Below are 23,934 nucleotides of genomic sequence, written 5' to 3' on the forward strand. Positions count from 1 at the left end.
ATACATGCGCCGGCGTCTGGTCGAATGTCGATCGGTCCCCGCCGGCCGGCAAGGGGCTGTCGGTGGTTCCGGCACCCCCTTGCCGGCCGGCGGGGGTCAGTATCTCCGCTGACCGGTGGCAGAAGACACGCCGGTCGTCCTCGATCAGCATCGGCGGCATTTCCGCGGCACAGGCGTCGATCGCCATCGGGCAGCGCGGCTGAAAACTGCACCCTTGCGCGCGCATGCGTGCTCCGCCGGCGGCACCCGCGTCGCGCGCGGGCGTTTCCTCCAGCCAGCCCGGGCGCAGTTCGGGCACCGACGCGGTCAGCAACCGGGTATAGGGATGGTGGGCGCCATGCCCCAGTCCGTCCCGCGTCACCCGTTCGGCGACGCGCCCGGCATAGAGCACCAAGACGTCGTCGCTGATCGCGCGCACGATCTCCAAGTCATGGGTGATGAACATATAGGCGAGGCCGAGTTCGCGGCGCAGCTCGATCAGCAGGTCGAGCACCGCTTCGGCGACCACCGGGTCCAGCGCCGAGGTCACTTCGTCGCACAGCAGCAGATCGGGCCGCGCGGCAAGCGCCCGGGCAAGGTTCACGCGCTGCTTCTGGCCGCCCGACAACTCGCCCGGCAGCCGCCCCGCCAGCGCGGCGGGCAGGCGGACGAGGTCGAGCAGGCGCGCGACTTCCGCCCGCGCCGACCGGCGGTCCAGCCCGTGATAGAAGGCGAGGGGGCGGGCAATCGCCGCGCCCACGCTGACCGCCGGATTGAGTGCGGTGTCGGCGCTCTGGAACACCATCTGCACCCGGCGCAACTCGTCGCGCGACCGCCGCCGCACGATCGGCGAGAGCGGTCGCCCGTCGAGCAGGATACGCCCGGCGGTCGGCGGATGCAGCCCGGCGGCGACCCGCGCCAGCGTGCTCTTGCCGCACCCCGATTCGCCGATCACGCCCAGCACCTGTCCGCGCCGGATCGACACGTCGATCCCGTCGAGGATGCGGGTGCGCGGGGTGCCGTCGTGGTTGGTGCCGCCATAGCCCGCGACCACGCCCCACAGTTCGAGCAGCGGGCGGTCGTCGACCACCGCCGGCGCCACGGCGGGCGCGCGCGGCGCGGCGGCGGCGACCAGCGCGCGGCTATAGTCGTGGCGTGGCGCGAACAGAATCTGGTCGGTCGATCCCAGTTCCTGCACCTCGCCGCCGCGCAGCACCGCGATGCGATCCGCGATCTGCGCGACCACCGACAGGTCGTGGGTGACATAGACTGCGGTGGTGCCAAGATCGCGCACCGCATCCTTGAACGCTTTCAGCACCTCGATCTGGGTCGTCACGTCGAGCGCGGTGGTCGGCTCGTCGAAGATCACCAGCTTGGGATCGGTGATGAGCGCCATCGCCGCCATGAGCCGCTGGAGCTGTCCGCCCGAGACCTGGTGCGGATAGCGCGCGCCGACCCCGTCGGGATCGGGCAGCGCGAGGCGGCGGAACAACGCCTTCGCCTTTTCCTCGGCGGCGGCGCGGTCGAGCGTACCGTGGATCAGCGCGGGTTCGATCACCTGCGCCATGATCGTCAGCGACGGGTTGAACGCTGCGGCGGCGCTCTGCGCGACATAGGCGACGGTGCGCCCGCGCAAGCCCCGCAGCGTATCGGCATCGGCGCCGTCGAGCCGTATCCCCGCGACCTCGATCTCGCCGCCCGCGATGTGGCAGCCGGGGCGGGCATAGCCCATCAGCGACAGCGCGATCGTCGTCTTGCCCGACCCCGATTCACCGATCAGTGCCAGCACCTCGCCCGGTGCCACCGACAGGGTGGCGTCGGGAACGATCACGATCTCGCGCCCGTCGTCGCCGGTGGCGGTGATGCGCAGATGCTCGATACGCGCGAGTGGCGCGGTCATCGCCGCCGCCGTCCGGGAAGGGAATCGATCAACAGGTTCATCCCGATGGTAAGAGAGGCGATCGCCACCGCCGGAAACAGCACGGCGGCCGCACCGAACCCCAGCCCGGCGATATTCTCGCGGACCAGCGCGCCCAGATCGGCCTGCGGCGGCTGCACGCCCAGCCCCAGGAACGACAGTCCGCTGAGCAGCAGCACGACGAAGACGAAGCGCAACCCGAAGTCGGCGGCGAGCGGCCCGGTGACGTTGGGCAGCACCTCGCGCACCACGATATAGGGCAGGCGTTCGCCGCGCGCGCGGGCGGCGGCGACGAAGTCGAGCGCCATGACCCCCATCGCCAGCGACCGTGCGGTGCGGAACGCGCCGGGGGTGTAGATCACCGCCAGCGTGCCGATCAGCACCGGGATCGACGCGCCGGTGGCGGCGATCACCACCAATGCGAACATCAGGCTGGGGATCGCGATCACGATGTCGAACGCGCGCGACAGCAGCACGTCGATCCACCCGCCCGCCGCCGCCGCGAGGCCCAGCAGGATGCCGGTCGCCGCCGCGATGGCGGTCGCGACGAACGCGACGAATACCGTGTAGCGCGCCCCGACCAGCAACCGGCTGAGCATGTCGCGACCGAGATAGTCGGTCCCCAGCGGAAAGGCGCGGCTGATCCCGCCGAACACGTCGAGATCGACGACCTCACCCACGCCGTGCGGCGCGATGGCCGGACCGACCAGCGCCACCGCCAGCCACAGCGCCACCAGCACCAGCCCGATCCGGCCGCTTGGTCCCAGACCCCTCACCGGTGGCGCAATCGCGGATTGGCGAGGATCGCGACGACGTCGGCGGTCGTCACCAGCAGCAGATAGGCGATGCAGAAGATGATCGCCACCGTCTGCACCAGCGGCAGGTCGCGGGTGGCCACCGCATCGACCATCAGCCGCGCAACCCCCGGATAGTTGAAGATGATTTCGACCACGATCACGCCCCCCAGCAAGGTCGACAGGCTGAGCGCGATCGCATTGGCGATCGGCCCGACGGCATTGGGCAACGCATGGCGCAGCACGACGCGGGCGGGCGAACACCCCTTCAGCCGCGCCGCTTCGGCATAGGAGGTGTCGAGCGCGTCGATCACCGCCGCGCGGGTCATCCGCACCATCTGCGCCATCACGAAACAGGCAAGGCTGAACACCGGCAGGGCGAACACCCGCAGCAGATCCCACATCGAATGCACGTCGCGCGTCGACGACAGCGCGGGCAGCCAGCGCAGCGTGACCGCGAACAGCATCACCGCCAGCGTCGCGATCAGGAATTCGGGGACCGACACGACGCCGATCGTCGCGATGCTGATCGCGCGGTCGAACGCGGTCCCGCGCTTCACCGCCGCGACGATGCCGAGCAGCAGCGCGAGCGGCACCGATACCAGCGCGGTTAGCCCGGCGAGCGTCAGCGAATTGCCAAGCCGCGCCGCGATCATCTCCCAGACCGGCAGTCCGGTGATGAGCGAGCGCCCCGGATCGCCGACGAGCACGCCGCCTGCCCAGTCGAGGTAGCGCGCCCATGCCGGCTGGTCGAGGTGCATCGCGGCGCGAAGCCCCGCCAGCGCCTCGGGCGTGGCGCTCTGCCCCAGAATGGCTTCGGCCACGTCGCCTTCCATGAGTTGGGCGATACCGAACACCGCCAGCGACACGAAGAACAGCGTCACCAGCGACGCACCGATTCGGCGCGCGGTCAGCGATACGAGCGGCGGGACGGTCATGCGCCTTCCAGCCAGACATGCGCGGCGAAATCGAACCCCATCAATCCCCCCTGCGGCATCGGGCGCAGCCCCTTCACGCGCGGGCTGTGCGCGTCGAGCAGGCTGAGGAACAGCGGAATGCCGACCCCGGCATGGTCGTGGACCAGATGCTGCATCTCGCCGTACAGCGACTTGCGGCGCGCTTCGTCGGTTTCCCCACGCGCTTCGACCAGCAGGCGGTCGAACCGCGCATTGCGCCACCCGCTTTCGTTCCACGCGGCGTCGGACGCGAAGAACTGGGTGAAGCTGATGTCGGCGGTCGGGCGCGGGTTGGTGTTGCCGAACCCCAGCGGGACCTTCATCCAACTGTTGGTCCAATAGCCGTCGGACGGCACCCGGCGTATGTCGAAGCCGATGCCCGCGCGGCGGCCCGCGTCCTGGATCAGCACCGCCATGTCGTCCGATTTGTCGGCGGCGGTCGAGGTGACGATCGGCACCTGCGCGCCGATCAGCCCGGCCCGGCGGAAATGGAACCGGGCGCGCTCAGGATCGAACGGGCGTTGCGGCACGCTGGGGTCGTAATAGGGGTTGGTCGGGGCGATCGGCTGATCGTTGCCGATCGTGGCATAGCCGCGAAAGATCGCGGTGCGCATCGTCTCGCGGTCGAGCAGCAGTTTCATTCCCGCGACGAAATCGGGGTTGTTGCCCGGTGCCCGGTCGACCCGGACGATCAGGTTGGTGTAGCCGCTCGACTTGGTTTCCAGAAGCTCGAACCCCGCGCCAGTCAGATGGCGCGCCATGCGCGGGTTGATCGCGTGGATCAGGTCGACATCGCCCGACAGCAGCGCGTTGATCCGCGCGCTGTCATCGGGAATCGCGAACAGCTCGACCTCGCCCAGCCGGACCGGGCCGCGCCAATACTCGTCGAACCGCGCCGCGACCGAGCGGACGCCGGGAGCGAATTCGATCATCCGCATCGGCCCGGTGCCGATCGGGCGGTGAAACTCGCGCGTACCGTCGCGGATGATCTGAAACTGCTGGATGCCAAGGATCGTCGGCAGGTCGGCGTTGGGGCTTTTCAGCACCACGCGCACCCGGTCGGGACCGTCGGCGACAACCGAGGCGAACTGTTCGGCGAACACCCGCGCCTTCGATCCGACACCGGGGTCGAGGTGACGGCGCAGCGAATAGACGACATCGGCGACGGTGAGCGGTGACCCGTCGTGGAAGCGCACGCCCTTGCGCAACCGGATCGACCAGTCGCGCGCGTCGGCCGTCTCGATCGCCTCGGCCAGTGCCGGTTCCGGGCGGAACTGCGCGTCGAGCCGGGTCAGCCCGTCATAGACCATCGCGCAGCGGCAAAAATCGGTGACGACCGTCTGGCGCGCCGGGTCCATCGTGTCGGCGGTCGAGCTGACCGCGACGGCGACGCGCAGCCGCCCGCCGGCAGGTTCGGGTTTCGCCGCTTCGAATCCGCACGCGCCGAGGCCGAGCGACAGCCCGCCACCGCCGAGCAGGCGGATCGCGTCACGCCGCGCGATCAATGCCGCCAGTCCTGATACCGGTAATAGGCGCCGACCGCGGGCAGGAACCATGGCGGTCCGAAATGCCCCGGCACGGCGGGCCACGGCAGGGCATGGAACGGATTTTCGTCCACGGAACGCGCGCCGCCGATGATCCGCGCCATGGTTTCGCCCATCAGCACCGACATCTGCGTGCCGTGCCCGCTATAGCCCAACGCATAGAATACGCCGTCGCGTTCCCCGGCGCGCGGCAATCGGTCGGCGGTCAGGTCGACGATACCGCCCCAGGTGTGGGTGATGCGGGTATCGGCCAGTTGCGGAAAGATGCGCCGCATCCCGGCTTGCAGGACTTCGCCGCTGCGCAGGTCGCTGCGCGGGCTGGACAGGGCGAAGCGCGCCCGCCCGCCGAAGATCAGCCGGTCGTCGGCGGTCAGCCGGAAATAATTGCCGATGTTGCGGGTCGTCGTCCCGTTGCGCCGCCCCGGCAGGATGGTGCGAGCCAACGCGCCCAGCGGCTCGGTCGCGACGATGAAGCTACCGATCGGGACGATCCGCCGGCGCAGCCACGCGAACGGCCCGGCCATCGACGCGCCGGTCGCCAGCAGCACCGCGTCCGCCTCGATCGTGCCGCGCGGGGTCGTCAGCCGGTGGCGGCCGCCGGGCAGCCGCGTCATCGCGGTCAGCGGCGCATCCTCGAACAGTCTCGCGCCGTGGCGCACCGCCGCGTCGGCCAGTCCGGCGGCGAACCGTCCCATGTGGAGCGACGCGCTGCGCGGGAATACCAGCCCCCCGTGAAAGGCGTCGGAGGCGATCTCGTCCGAAAGCCCGGCGCGCGACAGCAGTCGCAGGTCGGGTTCGACCGTCTGGGCCAGCACTTCGGCGGCGCGGGCCAGCTTGGCGGCGTGTTCGGGCTTGTCGGCCAGCTTCAGCTTGCCGTTGCGGGTGAAGTCGCAGGCGATGTGCTCTTCGGTCACAATCGCCTCGACCCGGTCGACCCCGGCGTCGAACGCGCGGTAAAGCGCGGTGGCGCGCTCGATCCCGAACCGGGAGATCAGCGCCGCCATGTCACCGGCGATGCCGTTGTTGCATTGCCCGCCGTTGCGCCCCGAAGCTTCGCCCGCGATGCGGCCCGCCTCGATCACCACGACGTCGGTGCCCGCCAGCGCCAGCGTTCGCGCCGCCGCCATCCCGGTGAAGCCGCCGCCCACGACCACCACCGATGCGCGCGTCGGCAGCGGGCCCGGTTCGGCCCGTGCGAAGCGCTCGCCGCTGTCCAGCCAATAGGATTCCAGCTTCATCGCGTGTCCGGCTTCCCCCGCCGGGGCACCAGCACCCCGTTGCGGCATAATCTGCTCGAACCGCACCGGCATCGATAGGGGATAGTTGTGCCGGTCGTCGGTCATCTATGCCGAACCTTCCCCACGGGACCGCACAGCGTACCGCGCCCTCCGGGTTCGCGACCCGTTCGCGGGTCGGGGCAGCATCGGCCTGCGATGGTGATGAAACCACTGGCGCAGCCGGACGTGCGGCAGGATATTCCGGGCGGAGCGGCGTTTCCGCGCGATATGATGCCGTCGCTTCCCCCGCGCGGCACCTCCTGCGCCAGGGGACGGGCTATAGCAGGGCAAGAGAGACAGCGATGGAACGCGAGACGATGCAGACAAGTGCCGCCCCCGAGCCCGCCCCGGCGGAGAGCCGCACCATGCGGTTGCGCCCGATGACGCAGGAGGACATCGACGGCGTCCACCGGTTGTCGAAGGGCGAGCAATGGCCGCACCGCGTCGAGGATCTGGCCGACATGCTGGCGGTCGGCACCGGCACCGTCGCCGAACTGAACGGCGAGGTCGTCGCCACGACGATGTGGTGGCGCGCGGGACCGGCGATCGCGACGCTGGGCATGGTGATCGTGTCACGGCGGCACCGGGGCGCGGGAATCGGCCGGATCATGATGGACGCGGTGCTCGACCAGATCGCCGCCGCGCTCGGCCCCGATGCCGCGATCCAGCTCAACGCGACCGAGGACGGGTTGCCGCTCTATCGCAAGCTGGGCTTTTCGGGGGTGGGGGAAATCCTCCAGCATCAAGGCGCGGCGTTTCAGGCGCCGCTGGTCCCGCTGGGGCCGGGCGAGCGGCTGCGCCCGATGGGCGAGCGCGACGGCGCGGTGGTCGATGCGCTGGTCCGCGCGGGCAGCGGGCTGGACCGTCCGGCGGTGATGACCGTGCTGCGCGACAAGGCGCATGGCGTGGTGCTGACGCACGGTGACGAGGTAAGCGGGGTCGCGCTGTTCCGCCGGTTCGGCCGGGGCTATGTCGTGGGGCCGGTGATCGCGCCCGACGTGACCCGCGCCAAGGCGCTGATCGCCCAGTGGATCGGGTCGCGCAGCGGCGAGTTCATCCGCCTCGACATCCATGGCGACAGCGGGCTGGGGCCGTGGCTGGAGGAACTGGGGCTGGTTCGGGTCGGGCGCGTGGTGACGATGGTCCGGGGTGGCGAGCCGGCCGCCGCCGCGCCCGCCACGTCGTTCGCGATCGTGAGCCAGGCGCTATGCTGAGCATCGCGGACCTGCGCGCGAGCGGGCTGCTGGTCGAGGCGATGCGGATCGGCGATCGCTGGTGCGGCGCGGCGGACGGCGGCACGCTCGACGTCACCGATCCCGCGACCGGCGCGACGATCGGCACCGTTCCGGCGGCGGGCACGGTCGATACCGATGCGGCGATCGCCGCCGCCGCCGCCGCGCTGCCGGCATGGCGGCGACGCACCGCCGACGACCGCGCGACGCTGCTCGAAGCATGGCATGCGGCGATCCTCGCCCATGCCGATGGGCTGGCGGCGATCATGACCGCCGAACAGGGCAAGCCGATCGCCGAGGCCAAGGGCGAGATCGGCTATGCCGCCAGCTTCGTCAAATGGTTCGCGGGCGAAGGCCGGCGGATCGCGGGGCACATGATCCCGGCGCCGAGCGGCGACCGCCGTATCCTCGCGACGCGCGAACCGGTCGGCGTCTGCGCGGCGATCACCCCGTGGAATTTTCCGGCGGCGATGATTACCCGCAAGGTGGCGCCCGCGCTCGCTGCTGGCTGCACCGTCGTCATCAAGCCGTCCGAACTGACCCCGTTCACCGCGCTGGCGCTGGTCCGGCTGGCCGAACGTGCGGGGATGCCGCCGGGCGTCGTCAACATCGTCACCGGATTGCCGCAAGCGATCGGCGCGGCGCTGACCGCCTCGCCGGTCGTGCGCAAGCTGTCGTTCACCGGATCGACGCGGGTCGGATCGCTGCTGATGCGGCAGTCGGCGGATACGCTCAAGCGGCTCAGCCTCGAACTGGGCGGCAACGCGCCGTTCATCGTGTTCGACGACGCCGATGTCGATGCGGCGGTGGCGGGCGCGATGCTCAGCAAGTTCCGCAACGCCGGGCAGACCTGCGTCTGCGCCAACCGCCTGCTGGTGCAGGACGGCATCCACGACGCCTTCGTCGCGAAGCTGGGCGAGGCGGTGCGCGCGCTCACGGTCGGCGACGGACGGACAGCGGGGGTGACGATCGGGCCGCTCATCAACGCCGCCGCCTGTGCCAAGGTCGCCGATCATGTCGCCGACGCGCTGGACAAGGGCGCGCGGATCGTCGCCGCGCCCGACGGTGCGCGCGACGACGATCGGTTCGCGCGCCCGGTCGTGCTGACCGGGGCCACCGCCGACATGCGGCTGGCGTCGGAGGAGACGTTCGGCCCGGTCGCGCCGGTGTTCCGCTTCACCCACGAAGCGGAGGCGGTGGCGCTGGCCAATGCCACGCCGTTCGGCCTCGCCAGCTATTTCTACACCAACGACCTGCACCGCGCATGGCGCGTCGGCGAGGCGCTGGAGTTCGGCATGGTCGGGCTGAACACCGGCACGCTGGCGATGGAAATGGCCCCGTTCGGCGGGATCAAGGCCTCGGGCCTCGGCCGCGAGGGCGGGCGTGAAGGCATCGACGAATATCTGGAAACCAAGGCGTTTCATTGGGGAGGGTTGCAAGGCTCGTGAAAAACTATCGGATCGCGGTGATTCCCGGCGACGGGATCGGCAAGGAAGTCGTGCCCGAGGGGATTCGCGCGCTCGAAGCCGCTGCCGCCGCGTACGGGTTCACCGTCGAGCAGCAATGGCATGATTTCGCGAGCTGCGACTATTACGTCCGCCACGGGCGAATGATGCCCGAGGACTGGAAGGCGCGGATCGGCGATGTCGATGCGATCTTCTTCGGCGCGGTCGGCTGGCCCGATACGGTGCCCGACCATATCTCGCTGTGGGATTCGCTGATCCAGTTCCGTCGCGAATATGACCAGTACGTCAATCTGCGCCCCGCGCGGCTGATGCCCGGCGTGCCGTGCCCGCTGGCGGGGCGCAAGCCGGGCGACATCGACATGATGATCGTGCGCGAGAATACCGAGGGCGAATATTCCGCGATCGGCGGCACCGCCTTTCCCGGCACCGACCGCGAGGTGGTGTTGCAGGAAACGATCATGACCCGCACCGGCACCGACCGCATCCTGCGCTATGCCTTCGACCTCGCGCAGCAGCGGCCCGCCAAACATCTGACGTCGGCGACCAAATCCAACGGCATCGCCATCACCATGCCGTGGTGGGACAGCCGCGTGGTGGAGATGGCGGCACGCTACCCGGACGTGCGGACCGACAAATATCATATCGACATCCTTGCCGCGCAGTTCGTGATGAACCCCGACCGGTTCGACGTGGTGGTCGCATCCAACCTGTTCGGCGACATCCTCTCCGACCTTGGCCCCGCATGTACCGGCACCATCGGCATCGCGCCGTGCGGCAACATCAACCCCGACCGGTCGGTCCCCTCGCTGTTCGAGCCGGTCCACGGGTCCGCTCCCGACATAGCCGGGCAGGGGATCGCCAACCCGATCGGGCAGATCTGGTGCGCGGCGATGCTGCTCGACCATGTCGGCGAACATGCCGCCGCCGCGTCGATCGTCACCGCGATCGAAACCGTGCTGGCGAGCGAAACCGGCCGGACCCGCGACCTGAAGGGCACCGCCTCGACCATCGATTGCGGCAAGGCGGTGGCGGCGGCGATCGGCTAGGGCCGATCGACATTCAGCTATTCCGGTGCAGTTCGTAGTCGAAAATACCACCATCCTTTGTCACCCCGGACTTGTTCCGGGGTCCACAGTGCAGCGATCGATGCCGCTCGAGGCACCTGCGACAGCGTTCGCGGCCAAGTGGACCCCGGAACAAGTCCGGGGTGACGGAAAGGGTCTTTGCTGGCGTTATGGCCGGCTGAATGTCGATTGGCCCTAGACGGCGGCTACGGCATAATCTGCCGCAGGATCGCCAACTTCGGCAGTCGGCGGCGGTGGCGGCGGCGGGTTGATCGTCCCGCCGCCCCCCGTCGCCGGGTAGGATGCGGCATCACTTCCAACGGGGCTGCCATGTTCTCCAATTCGCTGATCGAGGCCGACCGCCGTCACCTCATCCATCCCGTCACCGCATGGCGCGGGCATGAGGCGCGCGGCGCGACCGTGCTGACGCGCGGGCAGGGTATGTATCTGACTGACGGCGACGGTCGCGACCTGCTCGATGCCTTTTCCGGGCTGTGGTGCGTCAACATCGGCTATGGTCACGAGAACGTGGTCGAGGCGGCGGCCGAACAGATGCGGCGGCTGCCCTATGCCACCGGCTATTTCTCCTATGCCAGCGAACCGGCGATCCGGCTGGCCGAGCGGCTGGCCACGCTGGCCCCCGCCGGGCTGGACCGGGTCTATTTCACCCAGGGCGGATCGGATTCGATCGACTCGGCGCTGCGCTTCATCGTCCATTACTGGAACGCCAAGGGGCAGCCGACCCGGAAACACGTCATCGCGCTCGACAAGGGCTATCACGGGTCGTCGTCGAACGGCGCGGGGATCACCGGGCTGCCCGCGTTCCACCGGCTGTTCGATCTGCCGCATGGCTGGCAGCACCATATCCCCGCGCCCTATGGCTATCGCCACGCGGCGGGTGACGATCCGCAGGCGGTGATCGCCGCCAGCGTCGCGTCGCTGCGCGACAAGGTCGCGGCGCTGGGCGCCGAAAATGTCGCGGCGTTCTTTGCCGAGCCGGTGCAGGGATCGGCCGGCGTCCTCGTGCCGCCGAAGGGCTGGCTGGCGGCGATGCGCGCCACCTGCACCGAGCTGGACATCCTGCTGGTCGTCGACGAGGTCATCACCGGGTTCGGGCGGACGGGGCCGATGTTCGCGTGCGAGCACGAAGGCGTCTCGCCCGACCTGATGACGCTGGCCAAGGGGCTGACCGCCGGATACGCGCCGATGGGGGCGCTGCTCCTGTCCGAAGAAATCTATGCCGGGATCGCCGACGGGCCGGACAACCACCTGCCGATCGGGCATGGTGCGACCTATTCGGGGCATCCGGTGTCGGCGGCGGTCGGCATGGCGGTGCTCGACCTGTACGAAGACGGCATCCTCGCCAACGGCATCGCCCGCGCGCCGCAACTGGCGGCGGGGCTGGCGACGATCGCCGGTCATCCGCTGGTCGGCGACGTGCGGCAGGCGGGGATGCTGGCGGGGATCGAACTGGTCGCCGATCGCGCGACCAAGGCGCGGTTCGATCCCGCGCTTCGCCTTCCCGACCTGCTGACCCGCGCGGCCCACGCCAACCGGATCATCTTCCGCGCCTTTGCCGACGGCACGATCGGCCTTGCGCCCGCGATCAGTTGCGACGAAGCCGACATGGACGAACTGCTCGCACGGCTCACCGCCACGCTTGACGACGTGCTGGACCGGCCGGATGTTCGTGCGGCATTGCGATAGACGCCATCAATCCGGCAGGACGGGATAGACTTGCGACCATGACCCCATCGCCCAAACTCGACCGACTGGATTTCCGCATCCTCGCGCAGTTGCAGCGCAACGGGCGGATCACCAACGTCGATCTGGCCGATGCGGTCGGCCTGTCGCCCAGCCCGTGCCTGTCGCGGGTCAAGCGGCTGGAAAAGGCCGGGTATATCACCGGCTATGGCGCGCATGTCGCACTTGCCAAGCTGGGCGAGACATTGACCGTCTTTACCGAGGTGACGCTGAAGGACCATCGCACCGGCGATTTTTCCCGGTTCGAACAGCGCGCGCGCAACCTGCCCGAGATCGTCGAATGCCACCTCGTAAGCGGCGGCTACGACTATCTGGTGAAGTTCATCACCCGCAACGTGTCGCAATATCAGGAACTGATCGAATCGATCCTCGAAAGCGATTTCGGGATCGAGAAATATTTCAGCTACATCGTCCTGAAGTCGCCGATCGTGAAACGCTACGACCCGATCGAGGCGCTGTTCGAGGATCGCGGCTGAACCCCTAGCCCGGAAGGCCCCGCCGATGCGTATCGATGCCCACGACCTCGCCGACCTCGCCGCGCTGCGCCGCGACCTGCACGCTCATCCCGAACTCGGTTTCGCCGAGCATCGTACTGCCGGGATCATCGCCGCCGCGCTGCGCGATGCCGGGCTGGAGGTGACGACCGGCATCGGCGGGACCGGGGTGGTCGGCACGCTGCGCAATGGCCCCGGCAACGGCGCGATCGGATTTCGCGCCGACATGGACGCGCTGCCCTTTGCCGAGGAAACCGGGCTGGCGTATGCCAGCACGACCCCCGGTGTGTTCCATGGCTGCGGTCATGACGGGCACAGCGCGACGCTGATCGGCGCGGCACGGCATCTCGCGCGCATCCGTGAATTTTCAGGGACGATCCATTTCATCTTCCAGCCCGCCGAGGAAGGGCAGGGCGGGGCGGACGCGATGGTGCGAGACGGGTTGTTCGATCGCTTTCCCTGCGACCGGGTGTTCGCGCTGCACAACTGGCCCGACCTGCCGCTGGGCAGCGCGCGGACCCGGCCGGGTCCGATCATGGCGGCGGCCGACCGGTTCGACATCACCATCACCGGGCGCGGCGGCCATGCGGCGATGCCGCACCAGACCCCGGACGCGATCCTCGCCGCCGCGACGCTGATCGCACAGCTCAACACGATCGTCGCCCGGCGCATCCCCCCGACCGAGAGCGCGGTACTCTCTGTCACGAAGGTCGCCGGGGGCGATTCGCACAACGTGCTGCCCGCCAAGGTCACGCTGACCGGCACGGTCCGCACCTTTTCGGGCGCGGTGCAGGACCGCATCGAACAATCGGTGCGCGCGATCTGCGACGGGGTGGCACATGCGAGCGAAACCGTGATCGCCATCGACTATGTCCGCTATTATCCCGCGACCGTGAACGATCCCGCCAGCGCCGCGATCGCGCTGGCCGCCGCGCAGGCGGTGTGCGACGACGCCGGCGAAGCGCCAGCACCCGCATTCACCTCGGAGGATTTCGCGTTCATGCTGCGCGCGCGGCCCGGCGCCTATCTGTGGCTCGGCCAGCGCGACGAATCGCACACCGCGCCGCTGCATCACCCCGCCTATGACTTCAACGATGCCGCGACCCCGATCGGCATCGCGTGGTTCGCCGAACTGGCCCGGCGCGAGCTTCCCGCCGGCTGACGGCATGATCGCGTGGCAACGCCACGCACAACGCTGCATTTCGTTCCGATCCTGTCACGGCTTCGCAACAAAATGCTTGAACCCCTCGCCCATTATCCAGGTGCCGCAGAGGCGGCGCTACACCGGTCCGCCGGTCCGCAAAGGACCGGAAGCGAAGATCGGGACGCCGCCAGGTTGAGGACGATGCGACAGCCGTTTCATGCTTGGGGGGTTCTTATGCGCAACCGACAACTGCTTTTCCTCAGTGCCGCCGCTCTGGCGTTCACCATGCCCGTCGCCGCCACCGCACAGGATGTCGCCGCGACCGCCGGGGTTGCTGCCGCCGCGACGGCCGACGCCGAACCCGACCAGCAGGCCGACATCGTGGTGCAGGGTCAGCGTCAGCAATATGTCGCCAACGTCCCCACCATCGAAGTGCCGCAGAGCATCCAGATCCTGTCCGCCGCGACGCTGAAGGATGCCGGGATCACCCGGCTGGACAACGCCCTCGACTTCGCGACCGGAATCGCGCGGCAGAATAATTTCGGCGGGCTGTTCGACGTGTTCGCCTGTCGCGGCTTCACCGGCGATGAGGGAACGGCCAGCAACTATCTGGTCAACGGGTTCAACGGCGCGCGCGGCTATGGCGGATCGCGCGACATGTCGAACGTCGAACAGGTACAGGTGCTCAAAGGCCCCAACTCGTCGCTGTTCGGGCGGGGCGAACCGGGCTGTACCGTCAACATCATCACCAAGAAACCGGGGTTCGACCTGCACGGCGGCGCGATCCTGTCGGCGGGCAGCTTCAATAACTATCGCAGCGAGGGCGATGTGAACGTGCCGCTGTCGAGCAAGATCGCGGTGCGCGTGACCGGCGCCGCCGAATCCGCCGACAGCTTCCGCGATTTCATATCGAGCCAGAAGGTGACGGTGACGCCGTCGGTACTGGTGAAGCTCGGGCGCGACAGCTCGGCCAGCTATGAATTCGAATATATCGACCAGAAGGTGATGTTCGATCGCGGCATCGTCGCGCCGGGCGGCAATCTGTCGCTGGTTCCGCGCGAACGGTTCTTCGGCGAACCGGGCGACGGTCCGGTCCATGTCCGCGCCAAGGGGCATCAGGCGCAATTGCAGCATGATTTCAGTTCCGACTGGTCGCTGGTGCTGGGCGTCGGCTATCGCGACACCTTCTTCAAGGGCACCTCGACCGAGGCGGAACTGGCCGCCGGTCGCCAGCGGCTCTATACCGACGGCACCACCCTGTCGCGCCAGCGCCGCGCCCGCGACTATTCGACCACCGATCTTACGTTCCGCGGCGAGCTGAGCGGCGAATTCGCCACCGGATCGCTCACCCACCACATGATCGTCGGTGCTGACTGGGACCAGTATGAGCTGGACGTGATCCAGAACCGTTATCGTCCGCCGCTGGTCGCGTCGCAGGCGGCGGGCAATCTGGTGGCGGGCAACCGCGTCGACATCTTCAACCCGGTCTATGGCAAGCAGCCCGCGACCGGCACCTTCCAGAGCTATCTGGAACGGCAGTTCAGTTGGGGTGGCTATCTTCAGGATCAGGTCGATGTGACCGATGCGCTGAAGGTCCGCTTCGGCGGGCGCTACGACGAATTCGAACAGGTGATCGACGAGCGTGTCGGCGGGCGCCGGACCCAGCAGTTCAAGACCGCGTTCAGCCCCTCGGTCGGCGCGACCTATCTGATCGGCGATGCGCTCTCGATCTATGCCAATTACGGGCGCGGCTTCCGCCCGAACAACGGCACCGATGCGAACAACAACCCGTTCCTTCCCGAACGCACCGAATCCTACGAGGCAGGGGCCAAGGTCGCGCTGTTCCACAACCGGCTGACCGGCACGGTCGCGCTGTTCCGCACGACCAAGAGCAACGTGCTGACCGCCGACCCGGTCAACGCCAACTTCTCGCTGGCGGTGGGCAGGGCGCAGAGCAAGGGCGTCGAGGCCGAACTGTCGGGCAATCTACCCGCCGGGTTCCGCGTCCAGTTCAATTACGCCTATATCGACGCGACGGTGGCGCAGGACGCGCTCGACCCCAATTTCGGGTTCGGGCTGCGCAAGGGCGATCCGCTGCTCAACATCGCCAAGAACAGCGGCAGCGCGCTGATCTTCAAGGATTTCGACATCGGCAGCAGCCGGCTGACGCTGGGCGCGGGGGTGAATTATGTCGGGCGACGGCTGGGCGAAACCGGCTATCGCTTCCCGAACGGCGACTTCTACTATCTGCCGGGCTATACGCTGACCCGGCTGACCGCCGCGTTCGAACCGACCGACCGCATCCGCGTGTCGGGCGAAGTCACCAATCTGTTCGACAAGCAGTATTTCCCCAGCTCCTATTCGCGGCTGTGGACGCTGCCGGGCGCACCGCGCCAGTTCATGGTGCGCGTCGGCTACAGCTACTGAGCGCGGAACGCCGTCCGTAACGCCTGTCCCCGGGCCAGTGCTATGGCACTGGTCCGGGGACACCTATTTGCGCCAGGCATAGGGGCCGATGACCGTGCCGGTGAAGCCGCCCGCCGTCGCCGTGCTCAGGAACCGGGCGTCGAGCCCGGTTTTCAGCGTCGCGGCCCTGCCACCGGCGCGATAGTCGACCGCGATCGTGCCGCCGTCGATCCGCAGCGTCAGCGTGACCGGGCCGGTGCCGTTCCATGGCGCGGAGGCGATGAGGCGTTCGTCGCCCTTGTCGCGGGTGAACAGCGCGATCGCCGGTCGGCCGGCGATCCGCGTGGCGCCGAAGAACAGATAGCTCCGGTCGCTCTGCAACGCGACCAGCCCGGCGCGATCACCGTCGCCGGTCGGGGCGAAGCGCACCGTCGTCGACACCGTCGCCGTCGCATGCTGCTGCCGCCGGCCGACGAAGCCCGGCACGCCGTTCTGGTCGCCAAGCGCCGCGCCGCCGGGAACGATCAGCTCGCCGCCGGCGATGCTGTACACCGGCGTGCGTGGCGTGCGGATGCCGACCCACGCCAGACCCAGCCTCGGCGTGTCGAACCGGTCGACATAGGCGAAGTCGCCGGTCGTCGGCCGCGCCGGCGCGGGCTGGCGCGGCAGCGCGGGGCGGCCGGCGACATGCGGGATCGGCTGGCCCTTGGGCAGGATCACCGGCCAGCCGTCGACCCATGTCACCGGCAGCAGGAACGTCTCGCGCCCGGTGTTGTAATAATCACCGGCATAGGGCTGCACGGCAAGGAAGGTCGCCCACCAGTCGCCGCGCTGCGTCTGGACGAACTTGGCATGGCCGGCCGAGGTGATCGGGTTCGCCCGGTCGGCGGGCAAATCACGCTGCGTCAGGATCGGATTGCCGGCGAACGGCACATACGGCCCGAGCAACGCGCGCGATCGGAACACGACCTGGGAATGATTGACCTCGGTCCCGCCCTCGGCGGCGGTCAGGTAATAATAGCCGTCTTTCCGCAGGATATGCGGTCCTTCGATCCACACCGGCTGCCTGGTGATGTCGACCCCGCCGTCGACGATCTGGGTCGATGGACCGATCATCCTGCCCGCGCGCCAGTCGAATTCCTGAATCCACAGCGCGCGATGCCCCTCGTACCGGGCAGGTCCGGCGGGGGCGCGGTTGTTGACGATCCATGCGCGCTCGCCTTCCCAGTGGATCGACGGATCGATCCCCTCGAACGGCAGCCACACCGGGTCCGACCACGGCCCCTTCGGATCGCGCGCGGTGATGACGAAATTGCCGCCGCATTCGACACAGGTGTTGACGATGTAGAAGGTGCCGGCGTGATAGGAAATATCGGGCGCGAACACCGCTTCGGACACGCGCCGCCTGCTGAAATCGAGCTGGGTCGGCCGGTCGATCGCGTTGGCGATCTGCGTCCAGTGGACCAGATCGCGCGAATGGAAGATCGGGATGCCGGGGAAATGCGCAAACGACGAATTGGCGAGGTAATAATCCCCGCCGACGCGCACGATCGACGGATCGGGATAATAGCCCGCCAGGATCGGGTTGCGATACTGGTCGGGGCCGGGCACCGCGCGATCGATCGTGCGACCGGTATAGCGGAATTCGCTGAAGCGCGCCGGTTCGCTGCCGACAGCAGCCGTCCCGAACAGCGCGAGCGTGGCGAACAGCATCCGCATCACGCCGCCGCCAGCCGATAGAGCGCGGCACCGTGCGACGGCAGGTTGGCCTCGATCCGGCCGGTTACGGGTGGCAGGTCGGCACGCGCCCACAGGTCGCGGACGCGCAGCCGCCCGGCAAGGTTCAGCCAGCGCGGATCGATCCCGATCCGGGTCGCCTTGGGTGTCGGGTTGAACAGCGCAAGATAGGTGTCGCCGTTCGCCGCGCGTGCTTCCCACGCGCGCATCCCGTCCTGGATGTGGAGCGGGCGGTTGCGCGAACTCGCCTGATTGACCGCGATCACCTCCGGGTTGGTCAGCAACGCCAGCGTCGCCGCGTCGAGATGGCGCAGGTCGCCGCCCATGATGAGCGGCGATCGGGCGATCGACCACAAGGTCATCAGCGTGCGCTGTTCGGGCGGCGTGAACTTCGTGTCGCGTTGCCCCAGCGCCAGCCGGCCGAGCGGGAGCATGTCGGCATCGGGCCAGCCGCCCGGTCCCGCGTACCGCTGCCAGTTTTCCAGCCGGGTGAACTGTGCGTCGAGCAGCGCCCATTCGTCCCAGAAATCGTCGCTAATCCGCCACATCTGCGCATGCGCGCGGACATGGTCGGCCGAGGACAACGGCGTTTCGCCCGGCGACAGGCTCAGCAGGATCGCCCGGCCCGAGCGGCGGATCGCGGCGGCGGCCGCCTCGATCTCGGGCGCATGCGAATCATACGGGCGGCTCATGTCGTCCATCTTGACGAGGTCGACGCCCCAGTCGGCATATTGCGCGAACACACTGTCGTAATAGGCCTGCGCACCGGGCCGGCGCATGTCGACACCGACCATGTCGCTGTTCCACGAACAGATGCTGGTCGGGTCGGCGATGTCCTGCGCGCGATACCGGGTGCCGAGGATCGGCAGGTTGCGTCGCACCGCCTCGCGCGGGATGCCGCGCATCAGGTGGATGCCGAATTTCAGGCCCATCGCATGGACCCGGTCGGCGATGCTGCGAAAACCGCGACCGTCGGCGGCGGAAGGAAAGCGCTTCGGGTCGGGCTGCAACCGGCCGTGCCCGTCGAGCACCGGCACCGCATCGGCACGATATTCGTATCCGGTCGCGCCGGGTTCGTACCATTGTATATCGATGGTGAAGATCGAATAGCCCGCCGGCAGCAGCCGGTCGCGCTGGATCGTCGCGGTTTCCAGCGCCTGCGCCTCGGTAATCGTGGTGGCGAAGCTGTTCCAGCTATTCCAGCCCATCGGCGGGGTGGGGGCGAGCGGCGCGCCCTTGCGCGGGGCGGCACGGGCGATGCCGGCGGCGGCGGCGGGCGCGATGCCGCCGGCGGCGATCAGCGTGCGGCGCGACAGGCGGGTCACTGCGTCACCAGCGCGGCATCGGCCCACACCACCGGATCGGGGAAGCGTTCGCCGGTTTTCCCTTCCGCGACCAGCTCGACCAGCTTCACCCCGGCGACATCGGCGGCGATCGGGACCGCCGCCTCGCCGAAACGCATCGGTTTCGACCGGGCGAGCAGCCGGCCGTCGCCATAGACGAGGAAGCGGACCGGATGGCTGCGGTCGCGCGCGGTGTCGTCGACCCCGACCGAGGCGGTGAAGCGCTTCGCATCGCCCGCGCGAACCTCCAGCCGCGAATTGGCGAGCACGCCAAGGCCGGTCGCATAGCGCTTGCCGGCGATACCCAGCGTCTCGCCATAGGGCGTGGCATCGACCTGCGCGCCGCCCCAGCCGGCATAGCGCGGCCGCTCGCCGCCGCCGCGCGTGCTGTTCCAGTGGAGGATGCCGCGGTGGATCATCGGTTCGTTCTCCGGCACGGTGACACCATCGACCGCCGGGTTCACCCGGCCGGGCAGTTCGGAGAGATACAGCCCGTTCGGCAACTGCCGGCCGCCCTGCGCGCGGAACACCAGCGCCTGATGCGCGGCGAGCGTGAATTTCCGTTCGTCGCGGAAGCTGGTCCGCGTGCCGGTCCACAAATCGTCGAGGCTGATGTCGGCATCGGCGCGCAGTTTCAGGTGATCGGCGGTCAGCGTCGCGTCGAACGGCTTGTCGCGACGGTTGAGGATCGCCACCGCCTTGGTCCCGTCGGCTAGCGCCTTGACGTAGATCTGCACATCCTCGCTGTCGTACGCCAGCGTCGCCTGATTGCCGGCCGGGTCCTGGTTGAGCGCGATGATCCGCTCGTTGCCGAGGATCGCCATCAGCTCCGGCCCCGCCTTGCGCAGATCATAGCCGATCAGCAGCGGCGCGTTGACCATCGCCCACAGCGAGAAATGCGCGCGCGCTTCGGTCAGGTGATCCTTGTCGAAATCGCCGGTGCCGACGAACAGCATGTCGGGATCGTTCCACGAACCGGGATGGCCATAGAGCGCGCGGCGCGACGTGCTGTCGAGATTGTGGAGCATCCGCGTCCACGACGCGGTGATGTCCTCGCTGGTGCGCGACGTGCCGCCGATGAACCGCCCCCAAGAGCGGACGTCGGCCGATCCCCACAGGCAGACCGAAAAGATATAGTCGCCATCGGGATTGTGGCGCTTCAGCGCGTCGGCGACCTGCTGGTACAGCCCGCGCACCGCCGCAATATCGGTCCGGCCAAGCGAATCGACGTCGACGATCGGCCCCAGCGCACGGTAGCGGCCACCCTGCACCATCTTGCTGTCGGGGCCGAGCGCGCGGATGCCGCAGCCATCGACCTTGATGTAATCGAAGCCCCATTCGGCGAAATAGGAGCGAATATCGCCATCGACATGGTCGTACAGCCCTATCTCGCGCTCGGCCATGCTGCCTTCGGGTTGGTTCGGGCCATTGGCGGTATAGGCCTGCCCGCACGAATTGCGGCCGATGTCGGTATAGATGCCGGCCTTCAGTCCCATGGCGTGCAGCCGGTCGGTCAGCGGGCGGAAGCTGGTGGCGCCGTCGGCGGTCCGCGCCGAGGGGAAGGTGGCGGTGCGGATCAGCACCCGCCCGTCGCGCTGGCGGCGTTGCAGCCACCAGCCGTCGTCGATGTTGACGTAGCGATAGCCTTTGGCGGCAAGACCGGAATCGACGATGATCTTCGCCGAGGCGAGCACCTTCTCCTCGTCGACATCGGTGTAAAAGGCGTTCCAGCTATTCCAGCCCATCGGCGGCAAACTGGCGCGGCCGGCGGTGTTGGCGCTCCAGCGACCAGTGGGGGCAAGCGCCTGTCCCGCCGCGACGGCGGGCAGGGCGGCGGCGGCGAGCAACACCCCTCCGGTCCAGCGTCTCCACGATGCCATGCTACTCTCCCCGTTCGATCCCGGCCTTTGCGGCGTTCGGATCGGCGTATTTGTCTGACCAGGGAGCGTCAACGCGCTTTTTACATCCACGCCGCTAAAGGATCGGCCGTGGCGCGGGCCGATGACCTGCGCCATGATAGCGATGTCAATTTGTGAGTCGGGGAGTGGGATGCGGATGATGGCCAGACGGCGGGCGATGCGATGGTTGGCGGGCGCAGCGATGTTGGGGGCGGCCGTGCCGGCCTTCGGCCAGGCGACGGCGGTGCCGCCGACAGGCGCGCAGTTCGCGAACATCTTCGCCGATCATGCGGTGGTGCAGCGCGACCGGCCGATCGCTGTCTGGGGCACCGGCACACCCGGCGGTACGGTCAGCGTGCAACTGGGCGATCGTCGGGTGAGCGCGAAGGTCGGCAGCGACGGCAACTGGCGCGCCACGCTCCCGGCGATGCCGGCGGGCGGGCCGTACACGCTGTCGGTGGGCGCAGCCGGCGCGGCCGCGCAGACGCTGTCGGACATCATGGTCGGCGACGTGTTCCTGTGCGGCGGCCAGTCGAATATGGAGTTCAAGGTGTCGGCCTCGACCAACGCCTGGGGCACGACCCGTTCGTCGGCCGATACCGGGCTGCGCTTCGTCGTGATCGACGACGCCAACCGGCCGAACGTCGCCCGCGACCTCGACAAGCGCGCGAAATGGGCCCAGGTCTCGCCCGAGACGGTCGGCGATGCGTCGGCGGTCTGCTATTACATGGCCCGCTCGCTTCGTCAGTCGGAGAAGGTGCCGATCGGCTTCATCTCGTCCGAATGGGGCGGCACGCGGATCGAAAGCTGGATCAGCGTGCCCGCGCTGTTGACCGTTCCCGACCTGCGCGCCGGCGTGGCGGCGGTGGCGCAATATGGGCGCGATCCGGCGGCGGCGATCCTCGCCGACGGCGAACGACGCGAGGCATGGTGGCAGGCGAACGATCCCGCCGCGACCAGCCAGCGCGCATGGCGGACCGAGGGCTTCGACGACGCGGCCTGGGGCACGATCAAGGAAGCGGCATGGCGGCAGGCGGGAATCCCCGCGCTGGCCGATTTCGAGGGCGCGGTGTGGCTGCGCACCACGATCGAGCTGACCCCCGAACAGGCCGCCGCCGCCAGGACGCTGCGGCTGGGGCCGATCGACAAGTTCGACGAAAGCTATGTCAACGGCACCTATGTCGGCGGTGGCAGCATCGAATGGGCATGGCGCGGCTATGCGATTCCGGCGGGCAGGCTTCATGCCGGGCGCAACGTCGTGGCGATCCGCGTGCTGGGCGGCGCCAACGGCGGCGGCTTCGCCAGCCCCGCGCCGCGCGGGGTCGAACTGGCCGATGGCACGCTCGTCCCGTTCAAGGGGCCGTGGCGCTATGCGAAGGGTACGCCGCTCAAGGACAAGTGGATCGCCCCGCCGCCATGGGATACGCCCAACAGCCTGACCACGCTCTACAACGGCATGATCGCGCCGTTCGCCGGCTACGGGCTGAAACTGGCGGCATGGTATCAGGGGGAATCGAACGCGGCGGAAGCCGGCGCCTATCGCCGGTTGCTGCCGCTGTTGATGGCCGACTGGCGGCGGGCGTTCGATGCGCCGAAACTGCCGTTCTTCGTCGTGCAGCTCACTTCCTATGGCAAGCCGATGACGACGCCCGGCCAGTCAAGCTGGGCCGAATTGCGCCAGGCGCAGGCCGAAGCGGTCGCGGCCGATGCCGATGCGGGGCTGGCGGTGACGATCGACGTCGGCGACCGGTTCGACATCCATCCGACGCAGAAGACGCTGGTCGGCGAGCGGCTGGCCCGGCTGGCGAGCGTCATCGCCTATGGCAAACCGGGCACGCGATCGGGGCCGGAAGCGGTCGACGTGACCCGCGCCGGGGCCGATCTGGTCGTGCGCTATCGCAACGCACTGGGCGGATTGCAAAGCTACAGCGGCGCGCAGGCGATCGGGTTCGAAACGTGCGCGGGCGAGACGTGCAGCTATACCACCGCCGTGCCGCGCGGCGAGACGGTGGTGCTGCCCGGCGCCAACCGGCCCGGGGTGACGCGGGTGCGCTATGCGTGGGCCGACGCGCCGTTCGTCAACCTGTTCGACAAGGCCGACCTCCCGGCCGCGCCGTTCGTGTTGCCGGTGAAGTAGGCTTCTCCGCGTCGTCATTCCCGCGAAGGCGGGAATCCATAGACGCCGGTGTTTCGATTGAAGCACCGGCGTCGATCGGAGAGTATCCCTATTTCGCCACGAAGGTCGTGGTGGCGGTGTGATAGATTTTGGCGACCGGTCCTGCGGGCACCGCCAACTGGCCGGTTTCCTCCTTGGTCGCGCTCAACAGATAGCGGCCTCCCCCACGCAGCGGCACGGTGACGATACCGTTCGCGTCGGCGCTCAGCACCTTCGTCCATTTGTCGGGCGACACCACCGTCACCTTGGCATCGGCGACCGGCTTGCCGCCCTGCATCAGCGCGAAGCGGTTGCCGTTGGCGGTGAGCGGCGCGATCTCGTACGGCATGGCGGTGCTGGTGTCGCTGCGCCCGGCGCGAGCATAATAGATCACCGCTTCCTTCGCACCCTCCGCGCCCCATGGCGCGAATACCGCGTCGTCGGTCACGCGCAGGTCGCCCTTCGCCGGCACCATCGCCTCGATATAGCCCGCGCGGCGATCGCTGCGGGTGGCGGTGGTGCCGACGAACTTCGGCGCGACCAGCCGCTTGAACTCGGGATCGCCGCCCGCCGGCATCGGCTCGCCCGGTTCGCCGAGGTAGATGCGTGCCGGCCCCGCGCCGTCGCGCTCGACCCAGACTTCGTGCGCCTGCGCGACGGTGGGCAGGGTAAGGGCAAGGATAAGCGCCAGCGTTCGCATGATAATCTCCCGGGGCGGACAAGGGCGTCCGCGATTGCCGCTGGCATAGTAAGAATGCGAATA

General features: G+C 68.6%; 17 protein-coding genes. 8 read left to right on the forward strand and 9 right to left on the reverse strand.

The features are described 5' to 3' along the window. The 5 genes from ASE78_RS06450 to ASE78_RS06470 form a co-directional block, all read right to left on the reverse strand. Nucleotides 1–1,879 (reverse strand): ABC transporter ATP-binding protein (locus ASE78_RS06450; protein ID WP_082467039.1); only part of this gene is annotated, 1,879 nt, incomplete at its 3' end. Then, entirely contained in the window at nucleotides 1,876–2,673 is a 798-nt protein-coding gene (locus ASE78_RS18910) for an ABC transporter permease (RefSeq protein WP_230769863.1), read from the reverse strand. The genes ASE78_RS06450 and ASE78_RS18910, both read right to left, overlap by 4 nt. Then, nucleotides 2,670–3,629 carry an ABC transporter permease gene (locus tag ASE78_RS18915; protein WP_056494678.1) on the reverse strand — a complete coding sequence of 320 codons (960 nt, stop codon included), beginning with the start codon at nucleotides 3,627–3,629 and terminating at the stop codon, nucleotides 2,670–2,672. The genes ASE78_RS18910 and ASE78_RS18915 overlap by 4 nt, the downstream gene beginning before the upstream one ends. Further along, nucleotides 3,626–5,152 (reverse strand): ABC transporter substrate-binding protein, encoded by a 1,527-nt coding sequence (locus tag ASE78_RS06465; protein ID WP_235514894.1) that lies wholly within the window; start codon nucleotides 5,150–5,152, stop codon nucleotides 3,626–3,628. Before ASE78_RS06465 ends, ASE78_RS18915 begins: the two co-directional genes overlap by 4 nt. Beyond that, nucleotides 5,149–6,534, reverse strand: a complete 1,386-nt coding sequence (locus tag ASE78_RS06470) for an NAD(P)/FAD-dependent oxidoreductase (RefSeq protein ID WP_235514895.1) — start codon at nucleotides 6,532–6,534, stop codon at nucleotides 5,149–5,151. The genes ASE78_RS06465 and ASE78_RS06470 overlap by 4 nt, the downstream gene beginning before the upstream one ends. A gap of 236 nt (nucleotides 6,535–6,770) precedes the next feature. Between ASE78_RS06470 and ASE78_RS06475 the strand changes: the two genes are divergently transcribed. From ASE78_RS06475 to ASE78_RS06505, 7 genes are all read left to right on the forward strand, one after another. Further along, nucleotides 6,771–7,682: a GNAT family N-acetyltransferase gene (locus tag ASE78_RS06475; protein ID WP_162236469.1), complete on the forward strand. Its 912-nt coding sequence runs from the start codon at nucleotides 6,771–6,773 to the stop codon at nucleotides 7,680–7,682. Further along, nucleotides 7,676–9,148: an NAD-dependent succinate-semialdehyde dehydrogenase gene (locus ASE78_RS06480; RefSeq protein WP_056494684.1), complete on the forward strand. Its 1,473-nt coding sequence runs from the start codon at nucleotides 7,676–7,678 to the stop codon at nucleotides 9,146–9,148. The genes ASE78_RS06475 and ASE78_RS06480 overlap by 7 nt, the downstream gene beginning before the upstream one ends. Beyond that, entirely contained in the window at nucleotides 9,145–10,212 is a 1,068-nt protein-coding gene (locus tag ASE78_RS06485; protein ID WP_056494688.1) for a tartrate dehydrogenase, read from the forward strand. Before ASE78_RS06480 ends, ASE78_RS06485 begins: the two co-directional genes overlap by 4 nt. A 348-nt stretch (nucleotides 10,213–10,560) precedes the next feature. After that, nucleotides 10,561–11,937, forward strand: coding sequence for an aminotransferase class III-fold pyridoxal phosphate-dependent enzyme (locus ASE78_RS06490; protein ID WP_056494691.1), 1,377 nt, complete (start codon nucleotides 10,561–10,563; stop codon nucleotides 11,935–11,937). Between the two features lie 38 nt (nucleotides 11,938–11,975). Continuing rightward, on the forward strand, nucleotides 11,976–12,470 hold the full coding sequence (locus ASE78_RS06495; protein WP_055756417.1) for an Lrp/AsnC family transcriptional regulator: 495 nt from the start codon (nucleotides 11,976–11,978) through the stop codon (nucleotides 12,468–12,470). Between the two features lie 25 nt (nucleotides 12,471–12,495). Continuing rightward, nucleotides 12,496–13,650: an amidohydrolase gene (locus ASE78_RS06500; protein ID WP_056494694.1), complete on the forward strand. Its 1,155-nt coding sequence runs from the start codon at nucleotides 12,496–12,498 to the stop codon at nucleotides 13,648–13,650. Between the two features lie 216 nt (nucleotides 13,651–13,866). Continuing rightward, on the forward strand, nucleotides 13,867–16,059 hold the full coding sequence (locus ASE78_RS06505; protein WP_230769868.1) for a TonB-dependent siderophore receptor: 2,193 nt from the start codon (nucleotides 13,867–13,869) through the stop codon (nucleotides 16,057–16,059). Nucleotides 16,060–16,122: 63 nt separating this feature from the next. On the opposite strand, the gene ASE78_RS06510 is transcribed toward ASE78_RS06505, so the two are convergent. The 3 genes from ASE78_RS06510 to ASE78_RS06520 are packed head-to-tail and all read right to left on the reverse strand — an operon-like array spanning nucleotide 16,123 to nucleotide 20,998. Further along, nucleotides 16,123–17,757, reverse strand: coding sequence for a glycoside hydrolase family 43 protein (locus ASE78_RS06510; RefSeq protein ID WP_056494697.1), 1,635 nt, complete (start codon nucleotides 17,755–17,757; stop codon nucleotides 16,123–16,125). Beyond that, a complete protein-coding gene (locus tag ASE78_RS06515; RefSeq protein WP_056494699.1) occupies nucleotides 17,757–19,100 on the reverse strand; it encodes a glycoside hydrolase family 27 protein in 1,344 nt (447 codons plus the stop codon). The genes ASE78_RS06510 and ASE78_RS06515 overlap by 1 nt, the downstream gene beginning before the upstream one ends. Then, on the reverse strand, nucleotides 19,097–20,998 hold the full coding sequence (locus ASE78_RS06520; RefSeq protein ID WP_056494703.1) for an NPCBM/NEW2 domain-containing protein: 1,902 nt from the start codon (nucleotides 20,996–20,998) through the stop codon (nucleotides 19,097–19,099). The genes ASE78_RS06515 and ASE78_RS06520 overlap by 4 nt, the downstream gene beginning before the upstream one ends. 220 nt (nucleotides 20,999–21,218) lie before the next feature. Between ASE78_RS06520 and ASE78_RS06525 the strand changes: the two genes are divergently transcribed. Further along, nucleotides 21,219–23,153 (forward strand): sialate O-acetylesterase, encoded by a 1,935-nt coding sequence (locus ASE78_RS06525; protein WP_156351308.1) that lies wholly within the window; start codon nucleotides 21,219–21,221, stop codon nucleotides 23,151–23,153. An 88-nt stretch (nucleotides 23,154–23,241) separates the two neighbouring features. Here ASE78_RS06525 and ASE78_RS06530 read toward each other — a convergent pair whose 3' ends face one another. Continuing rightward, nucleotides 23,242–23,871 (reverse strand): DUF4198 domain-containing protein, encoded by a 630-nt coding sequence (locus tag ASE78_RS06530; protein ID WP_156351309.1) that lies wholly within the window; start codon nucleotides 23,869–23,871, stop codon nucleotides 23,242–23,244. Nucleotides 23,872–23,934: the final 63 nt, after the last annotated feature.

Origin of the sequence: Sphingomonas sp. Leaf25 (assembly GCF_001421635.1) — a bacterium.
In the GTDB taxonomy this organism is placed as follows: domain Bacteria; phylum Pseudomonadota; class Alphaproteobacteria; order Sphingomonadales; family Sphingomonadaceae; genus Sphingomonas.